This window comes from Rubinisphaera margarita (assembly GCF_022267515.1).
Taxonomy (GTDB): domain Bacteria; phylum Planctomycetota; class Planctomycetia; order Planctomycetales; family Planctomycetaceae; genus Rubinisphaera; species Rubinisphaera margarita.
Map to the genome: position 1 here is coordinate 434,929 of NZ_JAKFGB010000009.1, position 26,104 is coordinate 461,032.

Below are 26,104 nucleotides of genomic sequence, written 5' to 3' on the forward strand. Positions count from 1 at the left end.
GAAACCACTAGCACGCGAGGCCCCTGTCGAAGGGGCCTTTTTTTGTTGAGACACCGTGGTTTAAAGGACATCCCAACCCGAAGCGACGCCTTAACGAACCATTCGGCTTTCATCGAAGGGCGAGGCGAGGCGTTCCGGGCCATATTTTTCGATGGTGCTGAACTCGGCCCAGACCGGTTGATGGTCGGAGATATCGAGGGCCGCGTCCTGAGAGATCTGGAAGAAGCCGGCCATGTCGAAGACGCCCGCCTGTCCGGTGAACTCCAGTGTGTTCTGGTGATTCACCACGACATGGTCGTACTGCTTCGTGCCTCTTGTGTTCGTCGGTGCGTTCCCTGCGACCGATCGCAGGAGCGGGATTTCGGTCAGTGGCTGTAGTTTGCTCGAGTCGACGTTCAGGTCGCCGAGGAGGATGATGTCGTCTTCGTTCGGGTTGTGTGACTTCACGAACTTATAGACTTCGGCCAGCTGGGAAACTTCCCATTCCGCTTCATCCGGATCGGTGTGCATGTTGATCAACGTGAACGAGAATGGCTCGCTGCCGTTGGGAGTCCGTGTGCGGAACGAAGCGACGAGGGGTTCCCGATGCAGACGGTCTTCGCGATCATCGATTGTGTACAGCGATCCCGGAATCGGCTCGATGACGGAGACTCTGTAAAGGTAAGCGTACTGCTCTTTGCTGATCGTGCGTCCGAGGCGTTCGCCCAGCAGATACCGGTAATCGCCGCCACCGGCGTTCACTTTGGCCAGAAAGCGGTCCATCAGCGTCTGGTCGGCGGCTCGGATTTCCTGAATCGCCACCAGATCGAACTGCTTCGTGATCTTCACGAGCTGCTCGGTGACTTTGGCGTCGCTCAGCTTGGATTCGCCGAAGACCTGAATGTTGAAAGTCGCCATGCGAATACGATCGGCGGCTTTCGCGGGAGGAAGAGCCGGCGAGGTCGGGCCGGATTGTCCGCCACTTGAAGCCGAGCCGTTGCCCGGATCACTGGTCGGCAGAACCGGGCCAAGTTGCATCTTGCCCAGAAACGAAAACAGCCCGACCACGAGGATACCAACGGCTATCCACCAGCTGGGCTGCGATTTTTTGCGTGCCATCGCCAGACATCCTTGTCTGCAGAGAGTTCGCGCGAAGCAATACGGCGAACGGCCGGTCCGTCAGCCGCTCGGGCAGGCACGATACCGGCGTTCCCTGATGAGCAGCAAGGGGAGTCGCAAACGGGCAAAGATTGCAATCTGATTGTCGTTTTTACATCAAAAACCGCGACAGGATTGCAAAGCGGGAGCCCCGATCGTGAACCGACAAAGAAATTCAGAAAAGATTCAAAGTCCCCGCAAATCGGCGACGGTTTCGCGAGTGTTTTCACCACAGAGGTCACAGAGGGATTGTTGTCATACAGGGTCTGATGCGAAAGGAGACCCTGAAGTTTTTCTGATCTGGGAGATCCGCTTTTTCTGGGATCAACCGAAAATCCCAAATAGGAACCTCTGTGTTCTCTGTGTCTCCGTGGTTCAATTCAATTTCGCGACTCTGTCCGCAACCTACGGTACGATCTCGATGGGAATCCCCTTGAAGGCCGGGGTTTTTGAGCGGGGGTCGCGGGTTCGGGGGACGAGTTCGTTGGCTTCGGGGTAGTACATCAGCGCGTTGCCTGCTTTGATGCCCGGGAACTCGTAGACGAGGACATCGCTCAGGGTACCGGTGTCGCTGCGGACGCTGACTTTCTGATTCTTCTGCAGGCCAAGCCGCTGCAGATCATCGGGGTGGAGCAGGACCACATCCCGGCGGTCGACGCCGCGATACAGGTCGTAATCTTCGTAAACGACCGTGTTGAACTGTCCCTCGCTGCGGACGGTCATCAAATGCAGGCGATCATCCGGTCGCAGAGCCGGCATGTCATGAACGTGCAGTTTCGCTTTGCCGTCGGCGGTGGCGAACTGCGGTTCATGAAACGTTCGGCCGGCGATCTGGAATTCCTGCTTCGTCTGATCGATCTGCCCGATCGCTTCGTAACCGGGGACGACCTTGCCAATCATTTCACGGATGCGGCTCGTCTGCTCCATCTCGGACCATTTCACCGGGCCGGAGTCATCGAGAACGCGTCGCCCGAGTTGAGAGATGACTTCGATCTCACTCTTCGGCCCCTGATGCCGAGCCGGTCCGCCGTCGCTGAGGCGAACGTAGTTGAACATCGACTCCTGGGTCGTCGGCTGCGGTTCTTCATCGCGGGCCAGAACGGGCAGAATAATCGTCTCTTTCGCCAGAGCATGGGCGTGCCCGGTGTTCAGGGTCGTGCTGAGCGTGACGAGCATGTCGAGGTTGCTGAGCGACTCGCCCGCGAACTTGGCATCGGGATTGGAGCCGTACAGGTTTCCGCCGAGGCAGAGGCCGAACTTGATCGCTCCGGTATGGGCGGCTTCCATGCAGGCGAGCGTATCCATTCCGTTGTCGGTCGGCAGTTGAATGCCGTAGTTCGACTGGAGCGAATTGAAGATGGCGTCCTTCAGCTTGGGAGTGACGCCCATCGAGCCGATGCCCTGCACGTTGGAGTGTCCGCGAATCGGCAACATGCCGGCATTCGGACGCCCGACCATACCGCGGAGGCAGGCGAGGTTCCCGATTGCTTCGACGTTTTCGACGCCGTGGGCGTGGTGGGTAATGCCCATCGTCCAGGAGAAGACGGTGTTCTTCGAAGCCGCATACATGTCGACAATCTGCTCGACCGTGTCCGAGTCGACTCCGGCGCTCGCGCACAGATCATCGAGATTCAGGCTTTCCAGATGACTCTTAAGTTCCGACCAGGATGTGGTGTGCGTATTGAGAAACTGCTCGTCGTGATTGCCGCGCTCAACGATCCGTTTCGAGATCGCGGTGAGCAGCGCGAGGTCTCCCCCGATGTGCGGCTGCACATACAGCGAAGCGATTTTGGTGCCGAAGACGAGGCTGATTGGATCGCTCGGGACACTGAAGTTGACCATGCCCGGCTCCACGACCGGATTGATCACGATCACCTTGCCGCCGCGACGGCGAACATGCTTGAGCGTGCTCATCAGACGCGGATGGTTGCTTGAGGGGTTGCCGCCGATGACGAAAACCAGGTCGGCATGCTCGACATCTTCCAGCAGCAGTGTCGCCGTGCCGGTGCCGAACGTGTTGCTCAGCCCCACGCCACTCGCCTGATGGCAGTAGTAGCTGCAGTTGTTGACATTGTTGGTGCCGTAAAGCCGGGCGAAGAGTTGCAGCAGGAAGCCGGCTTCATTGGAACTGCGGCCGCTGAAGTACCAGAACGTCTCGGCTGGCGTCAGGCTTTTGAGCTTGCTGGCGATGCGGTCGAAGGCCTCGTCCCAGCTGATCGGCTGGTAGTAATTCTCGCCCGCTTTGTAGAGCATCGGCTGCGTGATGCGGCCGGCATGTTCAAGCTCACGCGGCGTGAACTTCTGCATCTGAGAGACGGAATAGGTACTGAAGTAGGAAGCCGGAATCGCTCCCTGCATGTCGGCCGTCATCGCCTGCAGGCTCTTCTTGCAGACTTCGGGGAAGGTGCCGAGCTCGTTGACCATGCCCCCTTTCTGCCCGCCCATGCCGAGCGCGCAGGTCTTGCAGGAGTTCTTGCTCCGCATTGCCTTCCACAGCTTCCAGAGGCCGCCCGCTTCCTGCGACTTCCGGAATGTATACATGATGGCACGCCAGCCGCCGCCCGATCTGACTGGTTTCATCGCTCCGCCTTCTTCGTAAACACGTTTGATATCAGTGTGTGCCTACGTTTTAACACGGAAGTGCGCGCAGCCGCAAACCTGAATCGAGAAGCTGAGACGGGGCTACCTTAGTGGAGCCGTGACGCTCACGGGGAGAAGGACTGGTTCGGCGGAACGTGCTTGACCAGTTCAATCAGCTCGATGATCGAATTCGTGCCGAGTTTTCGCATGACCCGGGAGCGGCGGTCTTCGATGGCGCGGATGGAGAGCCCGAGCTTTTCGGCGATCTGTTTGTTGGTCAGCCCGTGGACAATCTCTTCCAGCACGACCCGTTCCTTGTCGGTCAGCTGATCCATCCGGGCGCGGGCGTCCTGGCATCGTTCGCGTTCTTCGCGGCGGGCATCGTCAATCTCGATGGCGCGGGCGATCTGCTCGGCCAGCATCTTCATACGGAATGGCTTCTCGAGAAACGTGACCGCTCCGCTGCTCATCGCTTCGACCGCCATCGGGATGTCGCCGTGGCCGCTCATCATGATGATCGGCAAGGTGACGCCGGCGTCACACAGCATGCGCTGCAGTTCGAGGCCCGACATGCCCGGCATCTTCACATCGAGCAGAATACAGCCGGGCTGGTTCGGGTCGTGCCCGTACAGAAAATCTTCGGCGGAGCGATACACGGCGACGCGATAACCCAGCGATCGGGAGACGACCGAGATCGCCTGTGCGACCGCGGGGTCGTCGTCAACGACGTTGATGACGGAGTGCTGATTCATGCTGTCTCCCCGCTTTCGTCCTGATGGCGAGGTAACTGAAGAGTGAAACGGGCTCCCTGCGGGGAGGCGTTCTCCGCCAGAATGCGACCGCGATGCATCTCCGCGATCGAACGGCAGATCCCGAGTCCGATGCCGATTCCCTGAGCCTTGGTCGTGAAGAAGTTCTCGAAGACCTGTTGCTCACCGTCTTCGGGGAGTCCACATCCGGAGTCGACGATCTGCAGCTCCACAAGATCGTCGTTCACCTGAGAAATAATCTGAATGGTCCGCTGAGCCGGGATCACATCTTCCATGGCATCCATGGCGTTCTGCAACAGGTTGAGCACGATCTGTTCGACCTGGGTCCGATCGGCGTCGATCTGCGGATCTTCGTCCGACAGCTGAACCGTCACCTGAATGCGACGGGTTTCGAGTTCCGACTTTAAGAGGTGCAGCACCGCCTGGACGGCTGCGTTCAGATCGATCGGCTGGCGGCGGGGTTCGTTCTTGCGAATCAGTTCTCGCAGAATGCTGATAATCTCGGCGGCTCGCTGAGCCTGGGTCACGATCGTTTCGAGTCCGTCGAGCAGCGGGGCAGAGTCTTCCGTTAACTCGCGGGCCTGGGTCAGCGCGAGATCGGCGTACAGGCAGATCGCAGACAGCGGCTGGTTCAGTTCGTGAGCCAGTCCGGACGCGAGTTCGCCGACCGATTTGAGGCGATTCGCATGAGCCAGAGCCGACAGGCGTTCGCGGGCCTGTTCTTCCAGCTTCCTGCGAGGCCGAAGATCTCTCAGATATCCGGAGAAGCGGTAGTGTCCGTCCTCGCCCCGAACTTCCCCAAACGAGACCTCGACCGGGACCGGTGTGCCGTCGCTGCTGATCACGTCGAGTTCCATGCCCGACCAGTTGCCGGGTTCTTCGCCCGTCGACAGAAACGACTCGACGGCCTGCTTCGGAATCGCTCGATGTTCTTCACTGACCAGATTGAAGAGTGACTTCCCAATCAACGAAGCGGGTGAGTATCCGAGCAACGTTTTCGAACTGGGATTGGCGTAGATGATCTCGCCCTGTTCATCGACGCAGAGGATGGCATCGGCAGCTGTGTCGGCGACGATGCGATACAGGTCCGACGTCTCCTTCAACCGGCCCACTGCGGCGGTAAGGTCAACAACCTGGCGGCGGAGCTGGCGGTTCTGTTGCAACAGCTCCTCCGGAGTCGGAGTGGGAACGGACATATCAGAAAGACAATTGAGAACGGACATCGCAGTTGGAAACGATCCGAGTATAACGAAGTTGAAGAGGGGAGCGAGATCACAGAGGCAGAACAGCCCCGTTCACCCGATTAATAGACATCCCGGAGATAACGCCCGGCTGCGGCCATTTCCTTCACGTAGGCTTTGGCTTCTTCGGGCGACTTGCCGCCCGCCTGTTCGATAATCTGATGCAGGGCCCGGTCGACATCGACGGCCATGCGTCGGGCATCGCCGCAAACCGTGAACCAGGCTCCGGCTTCGAGCCAGTTGAACAGCTCCTCGGCATTCTCGAGCATCCGGTTCTGCACGTAGATTTTCTGTTCCTGATCCCGACTGAACGCCGTATCGAGCCGCGTGAGCAGCCCGCTTCCGACGAACTGGGAGAGTTCTTCCTGATAAAGGAAGTCAGTCGCCGATTTCTGATCGCCAAAGAAGAGCCAGTTCTTTCCGGGAGCGTTACGGGCCTGCCGTTCCTGCAGAAACGCGCGGAAGGGAGCGATCCCGGTGCCCGGTCCGACCATGATCAGCGGAGTCTCATCCGCGGGCGGCACGCCGAAGCCGTGTGAGGCATGCACGAAAACTTTCACATCCATGCCCGGCTGCAATCGATCGGAGAACATCGTCGAGGCGACGCCTTTGCGGGGGCGGTTGCGAATATCTTTAATGACGCGGCCGACCGTCAGATGCACGCTTTCTCCGACGATATTCTGGGAACTGGCAATCGAATAAAGTCGCGGTGCCAGAGCTGTGAGTGTTTCAATGAACGCAGCTGGTGCCGGACGGACGCCGGGGTAGTCCCTGAGCAGGTCGAGAATGTCCATCTCATCGAGCAGATCGCTGTCGACGAGCTCTTTCAATTGTGATTTCTGCAGTTCATCCTGAGCCGTGTCGATCATCAGTTCGAGCAGTTCGTCGGAGACATCCTTCAGACAGCAGCGGCTGTTGAGAGCTTCGGCGAACGTTGTCGCCTCGCTGTTGACTTCGCACGCTTCGGAGCCATCGGTCTCGAACTCGGTCAGGATCGCGGCGACAAGTTCATTGCAGTTCGTCGGGTAGACGCCGAGGGCATCGCCGACTTTGTAGTTGAGTCCGCTGCCGGCCAGATCGATTTCGACATGGCGAACATCCTTGGCGGATCCTTCGGCATTGAGCGAGTCGGAGCGGATCAGTTTCGCGGGGAACGGATTCTGGCGGCTGAAACCATTGGTGACACGCTTCTCGGCGACGGCAGTCTCAGCTGGCGTGGCGGCTCCATCCGATTCGCTCAGCACCTGCTTGAGCATCTTCGAGGTTTCCTTGCCACCCGGGACGCAGAGCTTGAGATTTTTCTCTTCACCCGAAGCGATTTTCTCGGAATACGACTGACAGAGATAGCCGCAGGCTCCGCAGTCGAGCTGAGCCATGCAGGCCATCAGCTTCCTGGGCAGCGGCTTGCCTTCAGCCAGTTCCATTCGTTCTTCCAGCGGAAGTCCCGGGTCGTGCCAGGGAGCATCGTCGTCGCCTTCCGCGACGTCCGCTTCCGCGGGTGCGGGCATCAGTCCGACGGCTGCATCGACCATGGCCGGATTGGACTCATCGATTCCGAGCATGCCGGCGAGGAATCCGTTGAGCCAGGCCCGCTGGGTTTCGTTGAAGGGAGCACTGTCAGGCAGGAGGGAGATCGACATTCGTCTGTCCTGTTGAGGTCAATTAAATCAGAAAGTGTTGTGTTTATTCGTCTCAGGCGACGGCGACGGTTTGATCACACATCGAGCGGAGTTCTTCGAGGTCGACTCTCCGGACGAAGTCGACGAACTGTTCTTCCGGCGAGAGGCGATTCTCGAGGTAGGTCATCAACAGCTGTTGAATCACGATCGGGCACTGGTCGTGCGTGACGGACGTGCGAAACTCGTGGCCGATGCCCTGATCGCGGCCGTAGCCGCCGCCAATGAAAATGTGGTAACCCTCGACCATGTCTTCGTCGTCACCGACGTCGACTTTCGTGGCGATCAGACCGATGTCGCCGATGTAGTGCTGGGCACACGAGTGATGACAGCCGGTGAGGTGAATGTTGATCGGCGAGTCGAGTTCGATCCGCTCGTCCAGATAGTCGGCGATCTGTCGGGCGTGCAGCTTGGTGTTCGCGGCGGCGTACTTGCAGCCGGCGTTCCCGGTGCAGGCGACGAGTGCTCCGCGAACATTGCTCGCTTTCCAGTCGAGGCCCATCGCTTCGATGCGACGGCAGACTTCGTCGACCCGTTCATCCGGAATGCCGGAAAGCAGCAGATTCTGCCAGACGGTCAGGCGGATCGTACGGTCGCCGAACATTTCGGAAAGATCGCTCAGCTGGCGAACCTGATCGGGCGTCAGGCGGCCGACCGGCAGCACGACTCCAATGTAGTTAAGTCCCGGCTGCTTCTGGGGATGCACGCCGACATGCCCATAACGATCGGCAGCCGGTGCCGGTTCGCACTGGTCGAGAGCGAAGCGTCGCAACGGGAAGGGGAGTTTCTCCTGAACGTGTTCAATGAACTTCTCGAAGCCCCAGGCATCAAGCAGATACTTCAGGCGAGCTTTCTTGCGGTCGGTGCGGTCGCCGTGTTCGATGAAAACGCGAACGATCGCATCGGCTACGGTTACCGCTTCTTCAGCCGAAACGAGAATGCCGGTGTCGCGGGCGAAGTCGAGATGTCCTGTGATGCCGCCGAGTGTGAGGCGGAAGTGAACGCCCGCCGGAACCTCGGCTGTGGCGTTTTCTTCACTGACACGCACGGCTGTGAAGCCGATGTCGTTGGTGTCTTCGAGGCTGCTGATCGAGCTGCCCCCTTCGAAGGCGATGTTGAACTTGCGGGGCAGGCCATACAGTTCGCGGTGGTTCAGAATGTGATGATGCATCTCCCGGGCGAGCGGCAGCGTTTCAATCAACTCTTGGGGATCGATGCCGCTGGTCGGGTTGCCGGTTACGTTGCGGATGTTGTCTCCGCCGGAGCCGCGATTGATGATGCCCAGATCGTGCAGTCCCATCAGAAGGGGGACGCCATCGGACGGACCGATTTCCCGCAGCTGAATGTTGGCCCGCGTGGTGACATCGATGTATCCGCCGGCATGTTGTTCGGCCAGATCGGCCAGCCCGCGAAACTGTCCGGTCTTCAGGATACCGCCGGGAATCCGCAGGCGGCACATGTATGAATTCTGAGCCGGCGAAACGTAGAACAGCCCCTGGAACTTGAAGAGGAAGACATCGGTCCCTTTGGGAAACTTGCCCTCGCGGGCGTGGGCCTGCATCTCGTTCCACATATCGAGCGGGTTCTTCTTCCGCTTCGCATTTTCTTCGGCACACAGTTTCTTCCCGTCCTGCAGCTGACGGTTCTGAGCTTCGAAGTGAACGCGCTCGGGACCGGCCGGCATCTCGTCGGCGAGGTTCTTCTGTCCGCCGACCTGTATCGAGCTGCCATTGCTTCCGTTAGTGCCGCTGAGGATCGGCAGGCCACGGACGGCTCGTGAGACATCCGAGCCCATCAGGAAGCCCTGCAGATAGTTCTTCTGCTCGTCGGTGAAGGCGTCGTTTCGATCGATCATCGGGATCCTCCTCGCGTTTGACGGATGGTGACCGCACAGGCTTTGTACGATGGCTGTTTCGAATAGGGATCGAAGGAGTCGTGTGTCAGTTGATTGGTCAGCTTGTAGTGCATCGGAATGAAGATCTGCCCCGGCTGCACGGCGACGGTCACCAGCGCTTTGACTTCAATGGCCGCTCGACGGGAGGCGACTTCGACCCAGTCTTCCGGTCGAATGCCGAGGCGGCTGGCATCGTCGGGATGGATTTCGGCGAAAATCGTTTTCGGGTAGAGCTTTCGCAGTACGGCCGACTTGCTGGTTCGGGTTTGCGTATGCCATTGCGAGGCGCTGCCGCGTCCGGTCAGCAGGGTGAACGGGTAGTCGTCATCGGGCGGCTCGGGCATCTCGCGGGGCTCTTCGAAGTAGAACTTCGCTTTGCCATCGGCGTGATAGAACTGGCCGTCTTCGAAGAGACGCCGCTGGGAATCCTTCAGTTCTTCGCCGGCTTTGAGTGGCCACTGGATCCCGCCGGCTTCGTCGATCATGTGGTAATCGGTGATGCCGGTGATGTCGTTCGGACGACCGGCGGTCAGCTTCTTGAGAATCTCGAAGACATCGGCCGGTGAGCCCCAGTTTTCGAACATCTCGCCGCATCCCCAGTACTCGGCGATGAGGCGGAAGATGAAGAAGTCGGACAACGCCTGCCCCGGAGCAGCCGAGACTTTCTTGACCAGTCCGATCCGGCGTTCGGAGTTGATGAACGTCCCTTCCTTTTCGCCCCAGGCGGCAGCCGGCAGAACAAGGTCGGCGATCTGAGCCGTCTCGGTGGTCGAGTACATGTCCTGTACGACCAGGAAGTCGAGCTTCTCGCGGAGCTCCTTCAGGCGGTTCTGATTGATCCACGAGTGAGCCGGATTCGTCGCGATGACCCAGAGTCCGCGAATCTTGCCCGACTCAATGCCATCGATGATCTCGTTGTAGGCGAGACTGTTCTGTTGAGGGATCGATTCGACATTGATGCCCAGAATCTCGGCGACATCCTTGCGGTCCTGCTCGTTCTCGAAGTTGCGACCGGCGAACAGCCCGGTTGTGTTGCTGAACATTCTCGAGCCCATGGCATTGCATTGCCCGGTGATCGAATTCGCTCCCGTGCCCGGGCGACCGATGTTGCCGGTCATCAGCGACAGATTGATCAGGCTCTGAGCAAGTCGGGTCCCTTCGTAACTCTGGTTGACTCCCATCGTCCACCAGAAGGAAACCTTCTTCCCTTCGTGAATGGTATGAGCCAGATGCAGGATCGCATCGGGCGAGATTCCGGTTTCGGAGCAGACTCGCTCCAGGGTGAACGGGGCGACATGTTCGGCGAAGGCGTCGAATTCGGTGGTGTGGGCGTCGATGAATTCGCGATCAATCCATCCCTTGTCGATGAGCAGTCGGGCCAGACCGTAGAAGAGCGTCAGGTCAGATTTCGGAGCCAGGGCCAGGTGCTGTGTCGACTGCATGGCTGTTTCAGTCTTCCGGGGGTCGATGACCACGATCTCCGGATTGTTCTGATTCCGCATCACCCGTTCCCACATGATCGGATGAGCGATGCAGGGGTTGGCTCCTACGAACACCAGGACGTCCGATTCTTCAAAGTCCTGATAGGTGAAGGGGGGAGCGTCGAAACCGAACGATTGCTTGTACGCCGTCGCCGCGGTCGCCATGCACTGGCGGGTGTTGCCGTCGCCGTGAATCATGCCCATGCCGAACTTGGCGAGTGCCCCGAGGAAGGCCATCTCTTCGTTGACAATCTGACCGGTGCTGATGAACGCGACGGAGTCGTTTCCATGTTCCTGCTGAATCGACTTGAAACGATCGCAGAACTCATTGAGAGCGATATGCCATTCGGTCCGTCGCAGTTCTCCACTGCCGGCACATCGCGTGAGGGGCATCGTGGCGCGATCTTTGGCTTTGAGAACCTCGAGAGCCTCCCAGCCTTTCGGGCAGGCCATTCCCAGATTGACGGGAGAGTTCTTCGCCGGCGTCAATCCGATGGCCTGGCGGTCCTTGAGATGGATGTTGAGTCCACAGCCGGTCGAGCAGAAACCGCAGACCATCATGGTGGTGCGATCGGGCCTGGCACTGGCGGGGATGTTGCCGAGGCCGAAGCCTCCGGGTTGCTGAATCAGTTCGCGGGTGAGCGGACCTGATTTCTGGTGAATCAGATCCCGCACCAGCGAGACAGGTTTTGTCAGGGCGGAACTCATGACGTCAGACCTCCGGGCATTCGCGGGGCATCAACAGCAGCAAAGAAGAGGTATCGCTCCGCGAACTCTCCAGCCAGAATCAGCGATCCAGAGACCGCCGCGAGCGCAGCAGTTCCCATCAGGGGCAGCGAGCCTTCGAGCACCCCCAGTGCACCGGCCAGGAGAATCCCCAGCGTGGCGCAGATAACTCGTCCCGCCGTGATCGACCGCAGCGGGCCGATGATGAGACGAGCCGATTTCTTACGCGATGTGAATGTCGTTTCGACCAGATGCCGCAGGACACCGGCGTCGGTTGCCAGTTTGATCAGCGTCAGTGCAGCGGCCGCCATTGCGAGTCGCCCCGACCAGTTGCTCGCGAAGTCGCGAACGGAAGCATCGCCGGCGAGCAGGGCGACAATTGGGGCGAGCATCATCAGCAGAGCCGTCCCGCCGCACAGGGACGTGCCGACGAACTTCACCGTGGTCGCCATTCCATTCCAGAAGCGGCGTTGCGTGCACTGGTAAATCATGATCGAGCAGGCCAGTCCCACGTATCCGGTCAGGACGGCTGCATAGCCCAGATACTGCTGAAACAGCGGCTGGAACGGCATCAGGAATTCCGGCATCCAGAAGCTGGCGGCATAAGTCCCGGCGGCGGCTGAGTAGGCCCCAAAGGCGGCAATCTCGCGGCTCATCCAGGAATGGCGGATGCCCAGGATTCCGCGGAAGGCGTACAACGGACGCCCGAGATGAATCGTGCTGGCCGCCAACGCGAGTTGACTCACGCCGAAGATGCCGACTGTCAGGAGCGGCAACATGGGGTCGACAATTGCGGCCGGGTTCAGCATTCGTGCCAGCTGCAGGAACAGGAAGGCTCCAGCGGAGATCTGTATCAGCACCAGCATGATGACCAGCGGCAGGTGAGCATGTTCCGGCGTCAGATCGTGCTGATCGCCTTTGAGCAGATCTTTCGGCAGCGGTTTGCGGGACTTGTAAACGGTTGTCGGCGTGGTGTAAGCCGGGTTGTGGGCTCCGGTGATGAACTCACCTTCGGTGGCGCGACTGCGGGCTTCCGTCACACTGACTTTGGTGATCGCAATGGCTTCGTGCGGACAGGCCTGGGCACAGGCGGGGGCTTCGTCGTTGGCGAGCCGCTGGCTGCACATATCGCATTTGCGAACGATGCCCTTCTTCTCGTGATACTTGGGCACTCCGTATGGGCAGGCCAGAGTGCAGTACTGGCAGCCGAAGCACTGGTCATCGAGATGCTTCACGATTCCGGTGATCGGATCTTTCTCGTACGCGTTCGTCGGGCAGGCGTTCATGCAGGCCGGATTAACGCAGTGATGGCAGGCCGCCGTGACGTGCTGCATCATCGGCAGTTCGGTCGAAGTGCTGTAGAGCAGGCCGACATCCCGCCAGGATTCATGATCGTCGAGACCATTGAGGTTGTGGCAGGCCGTGACACAGGCTTTGCAGCCCGAGCAGCGATCGAGATCGACCGAGAAGGCGTACTGTTCGCCTTCTTCGAGCGGGCTGACCGGGAGCAGGGAGCGATACTGGCTGACCTGGCAGGAACTCTGTTCGTCGTGCCGCATCGAGAAGCGTTCGACGGCGGACATCTCCTGCTGATCGCGCAGCAGAAGTCCGAGCAGATCGCTGTGGGCACCGATCGTCGAGTCATTCTCAGGATTGAGGACGGCGTTAATCATGGTTGATCGCGTTTACTTTCCGTTCATGACCAGGACGAGAGCCGAAGAGATTCCGAAGTCGTACAGCACAGGCAGAACGACCAGTCCGGTCTCGCGACCGGAGGGAGCCGGAATGCGTTCGACGATGGCGGTCTTCCGGGCGAAGGCTTCCAGCACGAGGTCCTCGATGACGCCATCGAGCATCTTCTGTTCTTCCGAGTTCGCGACGGGACTCTGTTCGACGATGAGGCGGTCGGTTTGCGTGCAGCGACCGGCTGATTCGGTCCAGATCTGAAACTCACCAGCGAACGAGATTCCCGAAGAGGAGAGCAACAGCAGAACCGACTGGACTTCGCTGCCTTCCCCGAGAATGGGAAAGCCGATTCCGATTTCGAGTCCGGCTTCTCCGGCTTCGCCAGCTCGCAGGAACTCCGGCGATGTGGCGAGCGGATGAAGTAAACGGGGGACGCCCGTCTTCCAGGTCATGCCCGGAAGTCCGGTGCCGAGCGGAAAGCGAACTTCGCGGCTGATCTCCTGAAAGTAGTTCAGCTCGCCATAGCAGCCATCGGTCAGGCTCAGTTCGGCCCGATCTTCGACCAGTTCCCAGCGTTCCAGAGCGGAGCCCCGAACGACCGGTTCTCCCAGGACAAAGCCGACCACGGACCGGGTTCGATCGCGGTGCACAACCGGGATCGCCAGCAGGAACAGACGGATGTCATCACGGGGCTGCAGCGATCGGATCTGTGGAGCCTGCGTCCGGGCGGCCTGTTCAGCGAGCCCCTGGAGAAGGCGGAGCTCGGCCAGCGGTTCGGCATCCGACGTCATCGCCGATTCGAAGACGACGTGACTGTGGTCGATCCGCCAGAGTCCGATACAGGCAGCTCGTGATAGCGAAGCGCAGTTTTCAACAGGCATGGGAGAATTCATCACTCAGTTCACCTTCACCATCTCAGTGTCAGCAACGCGGCTTTCCAGTTCGTCGTTGAGGACCGGAATCTCGGTCGAAGTGTCTTCCTGGGCCGCCAGGTCCGTGCGGGTGTCTTCGCCGACACCGTTGTTCGGTTCGGACTTCGCCGGACGGTCGCCCTTGAGTTCTTCCTGTTCTTCGAGGAAGCAGATCAACTCGCCGCGATAGTTGTAGTAGTCGGCGTGCTCGAGGATCTCGGCTCGCCGGCGGGGGCGTTCAAACGGAATCGACATGAGATTGCCGACTTTGGCTCCCGGTCCATTGGTCATCATGCAGACGCGATCGCACATGTAGATCGCTTCGTCGACATCGTGAGTGATCAGCACCGTGGTCAGCTGTTCGCGATCGAGGATTTCGAGAATCACATCCTGCAGTTCCATACGAGTGAGCGAATCGAGCCGGCCGAAGGGTTCGTCAAGGAGCAGCACTTTCGGCTGCAAAGCAATCGCTCTCGCGATGCCGACCCGCTGCTGCATCCCGCCAGACAGCTCGCGGGGATAGCGGTGCATTGCGTCCGAGAGTCCTACGATTCCCAGGTAGTAGGCGATCAGGTCGTGTCGCATCTGCGGGGTGGCATGCGGATAAACGCGATCGACGCCGAGCTTTACGTTGCCGTACGCGGTCATCCACGGGAGTAGACAGGGAGACTGAAAGACCACGGCTCGGTCAGGTCCCGGTCCCGAGATCTCCCGGCCATCGACAATAATCCCGCCGGAGGTGATCGGGTTCAGGCCGGCCAGCATGGTGAGGACAGTCGACTTGCCGCAGCCGGAGTGGCCAATGACGCCGACCACTTCGCCTTTGCGAATTTTGAGGTTGAAGCCGTCGATGACCTTGATGTCGTCGCCGTAGGGATTCGGGTACGCCTTGATGAGATTGGACATCTCGACGTATCGCTCTTCGGCTGGATTGCTCATGACTGATACTTTCTGTCCGGGAGACAAGGGACGGGCGACAAACTCAAACGACGCTGATTTCGATGTTCGGGGCAGCATCCAGCGAGATCGGCTGGATCTGCGGCAGCTTCAGGTTTCCGGCGACGTTGAGCCGTTTCGACTCGGCATTGATGTCCATCATGTAACGGGTCACGTCGTTGCGAATGTGCTTGAACTCGGGATTGAAATTGAGCGTGGCTCGATCGCGCGGGCGTTCGAGCGGCACGGCGAATTCTTTGCCGAATGTGGCCCGCGGCCCCGGAGTGAGCGGGACAATCCGGTCGGCCATGAGCACGGCTTCGTCGACATCGTTGGTGATCATGACGACCGTCCGTTTGTCCTGTTCCCAGAGCCGCGTGATTTCATCCTGAAGCACCGAACGGGTAATGGCGTCGAGAGCGGAAAGGGGTTCATCGAGCAGCAACACTTCCGGCTGCATCGACAGGGTGCGGGCCAGCGAAAGTCGCTGCCGCATTCCGCCCGACATTTCGTTCGGCTTCTTCCACTCAGCTCCCGTCAGGCTGACCAGATCGATGTAATGCTGAATGTGATCTTCCCGCTGAGTCGGCGACATGCCGGGGAAGACCTGCTTGACGGCCAGTTCGATGTTGCCGTGCACCGACAGCCAGGGAAGCAGCGAGTAGTTCTGGAAGACGATGCCGCGATCGGGACCCGGAGGGCCAATCGGTTTGCCGTGCATCTTGACGGTTCCCTGATCCGGTTCGATCAGCCCGCCGAGCAGCGAGACAACCGTGCTCTTGCCGGAGCCGGAGAAGCCGATGATGGCAACGAACTCGTTCTCTTCGACAGCCAGGCTGGCATCGGTCAGGACTTCGTATTTGTCCGAGCCGATCCCGTGGCCGAAAGAGACGTTGTCGAATTCAAGAATGGGCATGAGAGAAAGTTCCGACTGGGAATAAATGTTATTCGTGGATCAGATTGCGGCGGGGGCTCCGTCGAAGCTGACGAGTCGCTGGAAGATGATCATGATGCGATCGAGCATCAGGCCGATGACTCCGACCACGAAGACGACGACAAACATCTGGGCGAAGGTTTCCGACGACCCGTTGTTGAACATGTCCCACACGAACTTGCCGATTCCTTCACTCGAACTGAGCAGCTCGGCGGCAATGAGCACCATCCAGCCGACGCCGAGTGAGATTCGCAGACCGGCGAAGATCAGCGGCAGAGCCGAAGGGATGACGATCTTGGTGAGACGCTGAAAGAAGTTGAGCCGCAGCACGCGAGCCACATTCAGGTGATCTTTGTCGATCGACGCGACTCCGAGAGCCGTGTTGACCAGAGTCGGCCAGAGCGAGCAGAGAGCGACCGTGATTGCCGAAGCGATGAAGGCGGGGTTGATCTGGAGCCAGCCGATGAGCGGCAGATTCGACATGCCGACCATCAGCCAGTGGGTTTCGGGATCGGTGATGACGCCGCCGACGATGATCAACGAGATTGGCAGCCACACGATCGGTGAGACCGGTTTGAACAGAGCGATGAACGGTGTCACGGCAGCCATGAACGTCGGGCTGACGCCGCAGAGGACTCCGATCGGAATCGCGATCGCCGTCGCCAGGAAGAAGCCGGCGAAGACACAGGCCAGCGATCGCATGATCTGCATCGGCAGTGTCCACGGTTTGGCATATTCCGAGTCGACGATCTTCTGCATCCGGCCTTCAATCTGCAGCATCTGCTGAGCGATCGGCATCAGGTCGGGGCCGGTTGTCGCGGCATACTGCAGTTTGAGTTCTTTCAGCCTGGCAGCTTCTTCCTCGAGTTTCAGACTCCGGTTGGCCTTTGAAAGGATCTCTTCCTTCTTGGCGAGGTACTGCTCTTCTTCTGCGATCTCGGTCTGAAACCGCATCGCGTTCTGGAGCGGAGCGTAAGTCAGATTGCGAACGTCGTCCTGTTCGGCTTTGAGCGTCTTGAGGAGTTCACGTTCCTGTTCGGTCTGGAACTTGTGGCCGCGAATGTAGGCGAGCAGTTCGTTCTTGGCCTCGATGTCCCGCTGGTCGATCTGCGTTGCCTTCACGATGAGAGCGGCTTCGCGGCGTTTCTCAGCCTGCTCGAATTCGGCTTTTTTCGTTTCGTAAGCGGTAGCCAGCGGTTCCATTTCTTCGGCGATGAGAGTCGTGCGTTCTTCGCTTGCCGCGGCGACCTGCTCATCGGCGTTGGCCTTCATCGCATTCAGAACCGCCCGTTGCTCCGACACTTCTGCCAGGCTGGCTTCCCGTTCCTCGCCGCTCAATCCGTAGGCGACCTGCTTATCGCTTTCGCGTTCGTGAAATCGTTTCACTCCCTGAGCGGCATCCCAGACCACGGCCGGCGTTGGCACTTCGCCCGATTTCGTTTTGTAAACGGGAGCAATCAGCGCCCAGGCGACCAGAAACGCGAGGAAGGTCAGCGAGGGGATGACGATGAATCGACCGATCTTCTTGAGCTGCAGTTGCGGCTCTTCGCCATAGCAGAGACGAACGACCGGCTCGAGAAACGTCAGTCCACTCACGTGGATGATCTTCAGCAGTGTGTATTTCAGGCTTTCCATGACTTACTTTCGTAAGAGATCGTTTCTCGGTTGTCTGGGATGCTCACGCTCGCGTGGGCAGGCTTGTTTCAAGTTCGGAACGCCGCTGGGGATTCGGTGCTCTTAGAGGGAATCTTTGTTGCCGATTTTGTGCGAGTTCAGATATCCGATCGGATCGTGGCCGTCGTACTTCACTCCGTCGATGAAGTCCGAAGTCGGCGGCTTGTATCCGTCGGAGTCCCAGGGGACTTCGTCTTTCTCGATCAGACCTTCATCGAGCAGCAGTTGGGCGGCCTGCAGGTAGATCTCGGGCTTGTAGACCTTGCGGGCGATCTCGTCGTACCACTCGGCGGGCTTCGGTTCGGTGATCTGCCCCCAGCGACGCATCTGCGTGAGGAACCAGACGCCATCGCTGTACCAGGGGTAAGTGCAGTAGTGCTTGTAGAAGACGTTGAAGTCCGGCATCGGACGTTTGTCCGACTTCTGAAAGTAGAAGTAGCCGGTCATCGAGTTGCGGATGATGTCGAAGTCGGCTCCGACATAATCGGATCGCGACAGGATGCGGGCGGCTTCTTCGCGATTGACCAGCTTGCCGGTGTCGTCGGTTTCATCGAGCCATTTCCCAGCTCGAATCAACGCCTTCACCACGGCGACCATCGTGTCGGGATTCGCGTTGGCCCATTCCTGGGTGACGCCGAAGACTTTCTCGGGGTTGTTCTTCCAGATGTCGTAGTTCGTCGAAACCGGCACGCCGATGCCTTTGGCGACCGCCTGTTGATTCCACGGCTCGCCGACGCAGTAACCCTGAATGTTGCCGGCTTCGAGAGTGGCCGGCATCATGGGAGGAGGCGTGACAGAAAGTTCGACCTCGGCATCGGTCCGACCCCCGATATCGCTTTCGGTATACATCCCCGGGTTAATCCCCGAAGCGGCCAGCCAGTAGCGAAGTTCGTAGTTGTGCGTTGAGGTCGGGAAGACCATGCCCATCTGGAGTTTCTCGCCCGAGGCGAGACGCGATTTCACAATCGGCACCAGCGAGTCGGCGGTAATCGGGTGTGGCGGCTGTTCGGATCGCAGAGCAGGATCGTTCTGCTGCATCTGCTCCCAGATGCTGTTGGAAACTGTGATGCCGTTTCCGTTCAGATCCATCGTGAATGGGGTTATCACGTGAGCGGAGGTGCCGAACCCGATCGTGGCGGCGATCGGCTGGCCGGAGAGCATGTGGGCTCCGTCGAGGTTGCCACTGATGACGTTGTCGAGCAGCGTCTTCCAGTTCGGCTGAGCGACGACTTCGACCGAAAGTCCTTCATCGGCAAAGAAGCCTTTCTCGCGGGCGATGACGATCGGAGCACAGTCGGTCAGCTTGATGAAGCCGAACTTGAGATCGGTCTTTTCGAGTGTCAGCTTTTTCGTGCCGCTCGTGGCGATCTCGAGATCTTCAGGAGCCAGCTTGTCGGCTTCCGCGAGATCCGCTTCGGTCAGTTCGAGCTGAAGTGGCACGGCTCCTTCGCCGGTACTGCATCCGGGAAGGCACGCACAAAGAGCCAGGGCAGAAAGAAACAGTGAAGCACGGAGAGTGCAGATCATCAGCAGGGCGCTTTCGTGAAGGAGTCTCACAACGATTGCCTGAATAATTCCAACTTGTTTGTCCTCACGAGAGCGCGTCGAAGACAATGGGTGGAAAAGCAATGGTTGTGCCATTCACGGCAGCAGAACTCCCATCCCCGTGGCCGACCGAACAGCGCGGATCAGGCGACACGTGGTCTCCCACAGCGGTGCCTGTTAATTCATCTTCAGTGCCTGTTTGACGGACGCGAGAACTTTGATCGGTCCTTTTGTGCTGGGGAAAGAGGCAGCAGGTTCGCATAGTTTGTGCGCACGTCAGCAGCATTCCGCAGGCAACAAAAAAAGCAGAGCCGGAAGGTCCGGCCCTGCTTCGTCGAGAGACAAGGTTTGCGTGTTCTTATCGCGAATCTCAGAACTGATAGTTCGCCAGGAAGTAGAACTGACGGGCATCGTCCCGGTTCAGTGCGGTGTTCGTCACGGCTCCGCCATACCAGAACCAGGAGTAGCCGCTCTGCAGGGTGAGGTTCTTGTTGACGACGTACGTTGCAATCAGATCGAGCTCGTTCCCGATGTGGCTGTCTTCGGTGCCGCCCACGTCTGTGGACCGCGGGCCCAGCGGAGCGCCGGCGATGTTGTAGACGTAATCCTGCGCCCGGTGCTTGTCGAACCAGTGCCACTGAGCGAGCAGCGACAGTTTCTCCGTCGGTGCGATCCTGGAGCCAATCGAGTAGTCGACCATGTTCTGCCCGCCGAGGTTATCGAGAATACCCCAGTAAGCGTGTCCCAGCGGATACAGCGAGAAGTAGGTGCTGTCGCGTCCGTCGGTTGGATCCTCATCGCCCGAGCCAAGGTAGTACAGGGCGAAGACCGTCGGCTTCATGTCGACCTTGTTCCAGGTGTGGGACACGGTCGCATTGAAGAATCCCGCGAAGACATCGAGATCAGGTCCCCCCGACTGGAAGTCATCTTCGCCGACCTGAAAGGCTCCCTGAATATCGTAGTCCCAGGTTCGCTCCACGGTGTCGCAGCAGTCTTTGACTTCTTTCTTCCCGTAGTAGCGGGCACCGAATGTGTGACGATTCCCGTCCTGACGATTCAGAGCCGGCTCGTTCTCCACATCCCAGATCCAGTAGAGATCCATCGTCCCTTCGTCGAGGCCACGATAGGTCGCGTAAACGCCGTTGACCCATTCACTCTGGTCGGGCGTGTCGAACGATTCCGTTTTGAAGACCGTGCCCCGAGCCGCCCCGTTGACCGGCTGGACGGCGAAGGCATCGATGTCCCATTCCTTTCCTTTGTAGTAGGCTTTGTAGCCTTCAAAGTTCCGAAAGGTGTTGGCCCAGCTGAGAGGCGACATCACATGCTGGTCGCCGTAGAGCAGCGTCTGCCGTCCGTAGCGGCCGTGGACTTCGCCGTTCTCCAGCTCCATCAGTTTGACATCAACATAATATTGCAGCAGGTCGGCCCGATTTTCATCGATCGGCAGGATCGGCAGTTCTTCGCCGAAGGTGCTGGAGTCGATCGCTTCGACGTAACCGGTGACCATATCGTTCCAGGTGACGGAGGCGTGCGGCGTCCAGCGCCACTGATCGTAACTGCTCAAGCCTGGCCCGCCCGGTCGCAGACGGTTCATCTCATGCAAATAGCGATAACGAAGCGCCATCCCGGCTTCGCCCTTCCAGACACAGTTCTCGAACGTAATAGGTTCGAGTTCCGGGAGAAACGGCTTCTCGCAATCTTCGAAGACATCGATTGAGCAGCAGCCGTCGACGCAGTCATCCACGCAGCGGTCGACACAGTCGTCGCAGCAGTCCTCCGTCGAGCAGGAGACGAGGCGGATGTCGCTGCCGCTCGTTTCTGCGGCTGGCAGCGAGTCGGCAAAGCAGACGCCGAGTAAAGCGCCGACCCCGGTGGCCAGGGCGAGTTTCTTAAACAACATCTGAATTCCTTCCTGGAAGTTCGAACGAATCGAAGAGCAAGTGTGTCAATGCGGGAGTTCGTGGAGGCACTTCGCGCGGGGCGTTTGCCTCAACCTCTGCTCCTCCCTGAAACCCGCCGGTCATGGATGGACCTGGAACGTTGCTCCTTCAACATTCGCGACGCCCGAGCGGCCGACCCTCGTGATCGGTCTCTCCGGACCCGCCTCGTTCAGAACGCGAAACTGGTCGGGTACTCCTTGAATCGGAATTCCGGGAATTCGCGACTTTGCCGATTTAAGGGGCCTGCCATGAACGCAATCGGCTTGCCGCCCAGTGCCGGACGTTCTTGCCTAATCGTTAAAATCAACACGTGGAGATGCGAAGCAGACGGGCCGCCGTGTACGATTTGTCCATCAACTTCTCCTCAGTCACGACTCATCCGTCCCGGACAGCGTGGTGTTGTTCGCGCTGAAATCCGAAATTCAACCGAGGTTGGCTCATGAATCCGCCGTTCGGCATCCGCTCCCTGATCCTTCTCCTTGGAATCGCCGCCGCTCCATTCGTGCCGACATTCGCCGCCGAGCAGCCGAACTTCCTCGTCATCGTCGCAGACGACCTCGGCTTCAGTGACCTCGGATGCTATGGCGGAGAAATCAACACGCCCAATCTCGATCGACTGGCCGGGCAGGGGACGCGGTTCACCCGCTTCTACACGACTTCACGCTGTTGTCCGTCGCGAGCAGCCCTGCTGACGGGGCAGTATCCGCACGCGGTTGGACTGGGCCATATGACGCAGGATCTCCAGCGGCCCGGCTATCGGGGCCGCGTGACTCCCGGCGTTCCGACCATCGCCGAGGTGCTCGAGCCGCTCGGCTATCAGTCTTATCTTGCGGGGAAGTGGCATCTCGGCACCGACGATCCGACCGCTCACGGTTTCCTTGAATTCTACGGCACCCTCGTGAGTGCAAAGACCTTCTGGGATCCCGATCATTTCACGCGACTTCCGGCGGATCGAAAACGAATCGAGTACCCCGCCGACAAGTTCTACGCAACCGATGCGGTGACCGATCATGCGTTGCAGTTTCTGGAAATCGCGCAGAGCAATCCGGATCAGCCCTGGTTTCTGTACCTGGCCTACAACGCTCCGCACTTTCCGCTGCAGGCTCCGCAGGAAGACATCGCCCGCTATGCCGACCGCTATCACGACGGCTGGGATGTTATTCGCGAAGAGCGGCTGGCTCGTATGAAAGAGCTTGGCATCCTGCCGCCCGAGACGCCGCTGACGGCTCGTTCTCCCTACGCGAACTACGGAGAAACGGAAACGGGAATCAACCCGGCGTGGACCGATCTCCCTGAGGACCGCCGAGCCGATCTCGCCCGACGCATGGCGATCTATGCCGCGATGATCGACCGCATGGATCAACAGATTGGTCGCGTGGTCGAGCAACTCGAACAGTCCGATCAACTTAATAACACCGTCATTGTGTTCCTCTCCGATAACGGAGCCTGTGCCGAATGGGACCCGCACGGCTTCGACATCTCTTCGAGTCCGAACAACATTCTGCATCGCGGCGACGAACTCGATCAGATGGGAACGCCCGGCACCTTCCACAGTGTCGGCTCCGGCTGGGCGAACGCCAGCAATACGCCCTTCCGGATGTATAAGCACTATGTCCATGAAGGAGGAATCACATCGCCCTGTATTGTCTTCGATCCTCGAAACCATACGGATGGCGGACAGATCAGCGACATCCCGCTACACCTGATTGATCTTCTCCCCACGCTCGTAACAGCGGCGGGCGGAACGGTCGATGACCGCTATCCGGGGCAAAGTCTGCAGAAGTATGTGAAGTCCACGAACGTGGAGCGACCGCTCTTCTTCGAACACGAAGGCAATCGAGCAATTCACGCCGGCCGCTGGAAACTCGTCGCCTTCCGCGATCGGCCGTGGGAACTGTACGACATGCAGCGCGACCGCGTTGAACAGAACAACCTCATCCGCGCGCATCCCGAAATCGCCGCCGATCTGCACCAGCAATGGAACACTTGGGCCGAAGCGAATCAGGTCACGCCTCTTCCCGAAGACTACGAAGTCCAGTACCTCCGTTCGCACTGATTAGAAAGTCACCCCACCCGTCTGGGTGACGAAGTCCCGGGAAGAACACTGCAGGGGTGGCCCTGATAGCTTGTCTATCAGGGCGGCGCAGCCGTAGGAGACCGCCGTTTGACGAGGGTGAAATCTCGACCCTCCCCCGTCTTCCCTCCTGACAACGAAGTCACTTCACAATAAGCCGTCCAACTCCGTACTCCGACGGCTGCGCCGCCCCGAAAGAATCTTTCGGGGCCACCCGGGTGGACTGGGTGGGCTTTCTGGATCAATGCCGGTGAGCGACCTCTTGTGGCTGCGCCACTCAGACGCACGCGTCTGAGCCATCCTCTTTAATGAAGCCCAGCCATTTGGGATCGCAGGGATGGCACAGAGATTCATCTCTGTGTTGAATGCGCACCGTGAACGGTTCGACGTTGCAACGCAACAGGAGGCCTTTCTTTCACGTCGACTGGAACATCGACACCCCCAGAGACCCATCAACGCTTGCAATTCTGTCTCTGGTTTGCCATCTTGCACAAACGATTGTTCTAAGTCATTTCCGGAATTCCGCCGTGTCTTCTTCACCCTCGACGTTGCAACAGGTCGCCGATGCCGCTGGGGTCAGCGTGTCGACGGCCTCTCGCGCCCTGGCCGGGAAGGCGCGGGAGTATCGCATCAGTTCGAGGACCGAAGCCGCCGTCCAGCAGGCGGCTCAGAAGTTGAAGTTTCGTCCGAGCAGAACGGCTCAGGCGCTGCGTTCTCAGAAGACCGGATTGCTCGGCGTGGTTGTGCCCGATGTGGCCAATCCCTTCTTTGCCGCGATCGCTCGTGAAGTGACCCGGGCCGCCGAGGAGAATGGCTATGCCGTCCTGCTGGCCGACACCGGTGAGCAGACGGCGACCGAACAGCGGGCGGTCGAACAGTTTCTCTCCCGGCAGGTCGAAGGGCTGGTCGTCTGCCCCGTGGGGCACGAATCGCGTCATCTTCAGCGGCTCGAGGCAGCGGGCATTCCGCTTGTGCATGTCGACCGCGGCTTCTCCGACGGTTCTACCGTGACCGTTACGTCCGAACATACCCTCGGGGCGGCTCAACTGACGCGGCTGCTGATTGAAGCCGGCCATCGCCACATCGGCATCGTCCAGGGGGAACCGGGGACGCTGCCGAACGAAGAGCGACTCGAAGGCGTACAGTCTGAATTCGAGCGAGCCGGCATCGAATGGGATCCAGAGCAGATTGTCGGGACGCATTTCAGTGAAGAGTCCGGCTATCGGGCTGCCGGAATGCTGCTGAAGTCCGGAAAGAAATCACTCACCGCCCTGTTCGCATTCAGCAATCAGATCGCCCTCGGCTGCATGCGAGCCATTCGCGAAGCCGAGTTGACGGTTCCGGGAGACCTGTCGCTCGTCACGTTCGACGATCATCCCTTCGCCGAGTACGTCGCCACGCCGTTGACGGTCGCCTCACAGAACGTAAGCGAAATTGGCCGGACGGCCGCCCGGCTGCTGATTGATCAAATGACATCGGGGAAAAAGCCCCGCAAGAAAGTCCATCGCATCCCTGTTCAAATTCATCAGCGCGGCTCCATCGCATCGATTGAGTCGTGAGAGACACCTATTCAGAAAGCAAACTCATGAACTGGAAGCCTCTTTATCTTGTTCTTCTCGCCGGAGCGATTGTCTCGGGTGGGCTGGTCAACTTTAGTGCAGCCGGCGAGCCGGTGCCGTTGATTTTCGATACTGACAGTGGGAACGACATCGACGACGTGCTGGCTCTCGGCTTGATTCACGCGCTGCAGAGTCGGGGCGAATGCGAGCTGCTCGCCGTGACGATTACCAAGGATCACGAACTGGCTGCTCCGTTTGTCGATGCGGTCAACACGTTCTACGGACGGGGCGAGATCCCAATCGGTGTCTGCGACAGCGGCGTGACGCCGGAAGCGGGCCGGTTCAATGTGCTGGCGTCCAAGCAGGACAACGGAAAGGACCGCTATCCGCACGACCTGCGATCGGGGAAGAACGCCCCGGCTGCCGTTACGGTTCTGCGTCAGGCTCTGGCCGATGCCGAAGACAACTCGGTCTCTATCGCCCAGGTCGGATTTTCAACAAACCTCGCCAACCTGCTCGACAGCGAGCCGGATGACATCAGCCCGCTCTCCGGCAAGGATCTGGTTGCAAAGAAGGTGAAGCTGCTGTCGATTATGGCGGGGGCTTTCGAGCAGATCCCGAACCGCGAAGGGAAACCGTACGATCACAAGGAATACAATATCATCAAGGACATCCCGTCCAATCAGAAGCTGGCGAAGGAATGGCCGACGCCGGTCATCTGGAGTGGATATGAGATCGGTTTGAACCTGCGATATCCGCATGAAAGTATCGAGCAGGATTACGATTACGTTGAACATCATCCGCTCAAGGAAGCCTACATTCTCTACAACCCGCCGCCTCACGATCGCCCCACCTGGGACCTGACGAGCGTTCTGCAGATTGTGCGACCGAATCGTGGTTACTTCGGACTGTCGGAATCGGGTTACGTCGATGTCGCCGATGACGGACTGACCACGTTCCGAGCCGACTCGGAAGGCAAGCATCAGTATCTTACGCTCGACGAGGCCCAGAAGATCCGCGTCAAGGAAGCCCTCATCTTCCTCTCCAGCGAACCCCCGCACCAGAACTAAGAGTAGGGTCCGCCGTGCGGACGCGGAAAGCGTCCTCCCGAAATCCACAGCGGGCCTTGTTTCTTTGATCTACGGTTTTGAATGAACGACTTTGAGGGTAGCCCCGGTTGATTCAACCGGGGTGGCGAAGCCACAGGAGGTCTGTCGCAATCTCCCAGTTCGAGGCGATGTTTGAGACCTCTTGCCGACTGCGTCGGCCCCGGTAGCGGAGCAACCGGGGCTACCCAGATGAACTCTCGATTTTTAAGGATCCCCGTCCGCAACGGACCC

The 26,104-nt window shown here is 59.2% G+C and carries 17 protein-coding genes; 3 read left to right on the top strand and 14 right to left on the bottom strand.

Features of this window, described 5'->3' with window-relative positions; translation table 11 throughout:
- Nucleotides 1–90: 90 nt before the first annotated feature.
- The 14 genes from L1A08_RS05080 to L1A08_RS05145 form a co-directional block, all read right to left on the bottom strand.
- Complete coding sequence (locus L1A08_RS05080; RefSeq protein WP_238754932.1) at nucleotides 91–1,098, bottom strand: endonuclease/exonuclease/phosphatase family protein; 1,008 nt, start codon at nucleotides 1,096–1,098, stop codon at nucleotides 91–93.
- A 444-nt stretch (nucleotides 1,099–1,542) separates the two neighbouring features.
- Nucleotides 1,543–3,717, bottom strand: a complete 2,175-nt coding sequence (locus tag L1A08_RS05085; protein WP_238754935.1) for an FdhF/YdeP family oxidoreductase — start codon at nucleotides 3,715–3,717, stop codon at nucleotides 1,543–1,545.
- A gap of 125 nt (nucleotides 3,718–3,842) precedes the next feature.
- Nucleotides 3,843–4,469, bottom strand: coding sequence for a response regulator transcription factor (locus tag L1A08_RS05090; RefSeq protein ID WP_238754938.1), 627 nt, complete (start codon nucleotides 4,467–4,469; stop codon nucleotides 3,843–3,845).
- Nucleotides 4,466–5,683, bottom strand: a complete 1,218-nt coding sequence (locus L1A08_RS05095; RefSeq protein WP_238754940.1) for a two-component system sensor histidine kinase NtrB — start codon at nucleotides 5,681–5,683, stop codon at nucleotides 4,466–4,468. Before L1A08_RS05095 ends, L1A08_RS05090 begins: the two co-directional genes overlap by 4 nt.
- A 107-nt stretch (nucleotides 5,684–5,790) precedes the next feature.
- Nucleotides 5,791–7,368, bottom strand: a complete 1,578-nt coding sequence (locus tag L1A08_RS05100) for a sulfite reductase subunit alpha (protein ID WP_238754942.1) — start codon at nucleotides 7,366–7,368, stop codon at nucleotides 5,791–5,793.
- Between the two features lie 52 nt (nucleotides 7,369–7,420).
- Nucleotides 7,421–9,259, bottom strand: a complete 1,839-nt coding sequence (locus L1A08_RS05105; protein ID WP_238754944.1) for a NirA family protein — start codon at nucleotides 9,257–9,259, stop codon at nucleotides 7,421–7,423.
- Entirely contained in the window at nucleotides 9,256–11,487 is a 2,232-nt protein-coding gene (locus tag L1A08_RS05110) for a molybdopterin oxidoreductase family protein (protein ID WP_238754947.1), read from the bottom strand. The genes L1A08_RS05105 and L1A08_RS05110 overlap by 4 nt, the downstream gene beginning before the upstream one ends.
- Nucleotides 11,484–13,178: a DmsC/YnfH family molybdoenzyme membrane anchor subunit gene (locus L1A08_RS05115; RefSeq protein ID WP_238754949.1), complete on the bottom strand. Its 1,695-nt coding sequence runs from the start codon at nucleotides 13,176–13,178 to the stop codon at nucleotides 11,484–11,486. The genes L1A08_RS05110 and L1A08_RS05115 overlap by 4 nt, the downstream gene beginning before the upstream one ends.
- Nucleotides 13,179–13,190: 12 nt before the next feature.
- Nucleotides 13,191–14,072, bottom strand: coding sequence for a hypothetical protein (locus L1A08_RS05120; RefSeq protein WP_238754951.1), 882 nt, complete (start codon nucleotides 14,070–14,072; stop codon nucleotides 13,191–13,193).
- Between the two features lie 15 nt (nucleotides 14,073–14,087).
- Nucleotides 14,088–15,041: an ABC transporter ATP-binding protein gene (locus L1A08_RS05125; protein WP_238754953.1), complete on the bottom strand. Its 954-nt coding sequence runs from the start codon at nucleotides 15,039–15,041 to the stop codon at nucleotides 14,088–14,090.
- Between the two features lie 43 nt (nucleotides 15,042–15,084).
- A complete protein-coding gene (locus tag L1A08_RS05130) occupies nucleotides 15,085–15,954 on the bottom strand; it encodes an ABC transporter ATP-binding protein (RefSeq protein WP_238754956.1) in 870 nt (289 codons plus the stop codon).
- A 39-nt stretch (nucleotides 15,955–15,993) separates the two neighbouring features.
- Nucleotides 15,994–17,607 (bottom strand): ABC transporter permease, encoded by a 1,614-nt coding sequence (locus L1A08_RS05135; RefSeq protein WP_238754958.1) that lies wholly within the window; start codon nucleotides 17,605–17,607, stop codon nucleotides 15,994–15,996.
- A 102-nt stretch (nucleotides 17,608–17,709) separates the two neighbouring features.
- Entirely contained in the window at nucleotides 17,710–19,173 is a 1,464-nt protein-coding gene (locus L1A08_RS05140; protein ID WP_261362764.1) for a CmpA/NrtA family ABC transporter substrate-binding protein, read from the bottom strand.
- Between the two features lie 388 nt (nucleotides 19,174–19,561).
- Entirely contained in the window at nucleotides 19,562–21,091 is a 1,530-nt protein-coding gene (locus tag L1A08_RS05145; protein WP_238754962.1) for an alginate export family protein, read from the bottom strand.
- Nucleotides 21,092–21,570: 479 nt separating this feature from the next.
- On the opposite strand from L1A08_RS05145, the gene L1A08_RS05150 reads away from it, so the two are divergent.
- The 3 genes from L1A08_RS05150 (at nucleotide 21,571) to L1A08_RS05160 (ending at nucleotide 25,834) form a co-directional block, all read left to right on the top strand.
- Nucleotides 21,571–23,187, top strand: a complete 1,617-nt coding sequence (locus L1A08_RS05150; RefSeq protein ID WP_238754963.1) for an arylsulfatase — start codon at nucleotides 21,571–21,573, stop codon at nucleotides 23,185–23,187.
- Nucleotides 23,188–23,732: 545 nt separating this feature from the next.
- Nucleotides 23,733–24,764 (top strand): LacI family DNA-binding transcriptional regulator, encoded by a 1,032-nt coding sequence (locus tag L1A08_RS05155; protein ID WP_238754966.1) that lies wholly within the window; start codon nucleotides 23,733–23,735, stop codon nucleotides 24,762–24,764.
- A gap of 26 nt (nucleotides 24,765–24,790) precedes the next feature.
- Nucleotides 24,791–25,834 (top strand): nucleoside hydrolase, encoded by a 1,044-nt coding sequence (locus L1A08_RS05160; RefSeq protein ID WP_238754968.1) that lies wholly within the window; start codon nucleotides 24,791–24,793, stop codon nucleotides 25,832–25,834.
- The last annotated feature ends 270 nt before the right edge of the window (nucleotides 25,835–26,104 follow it).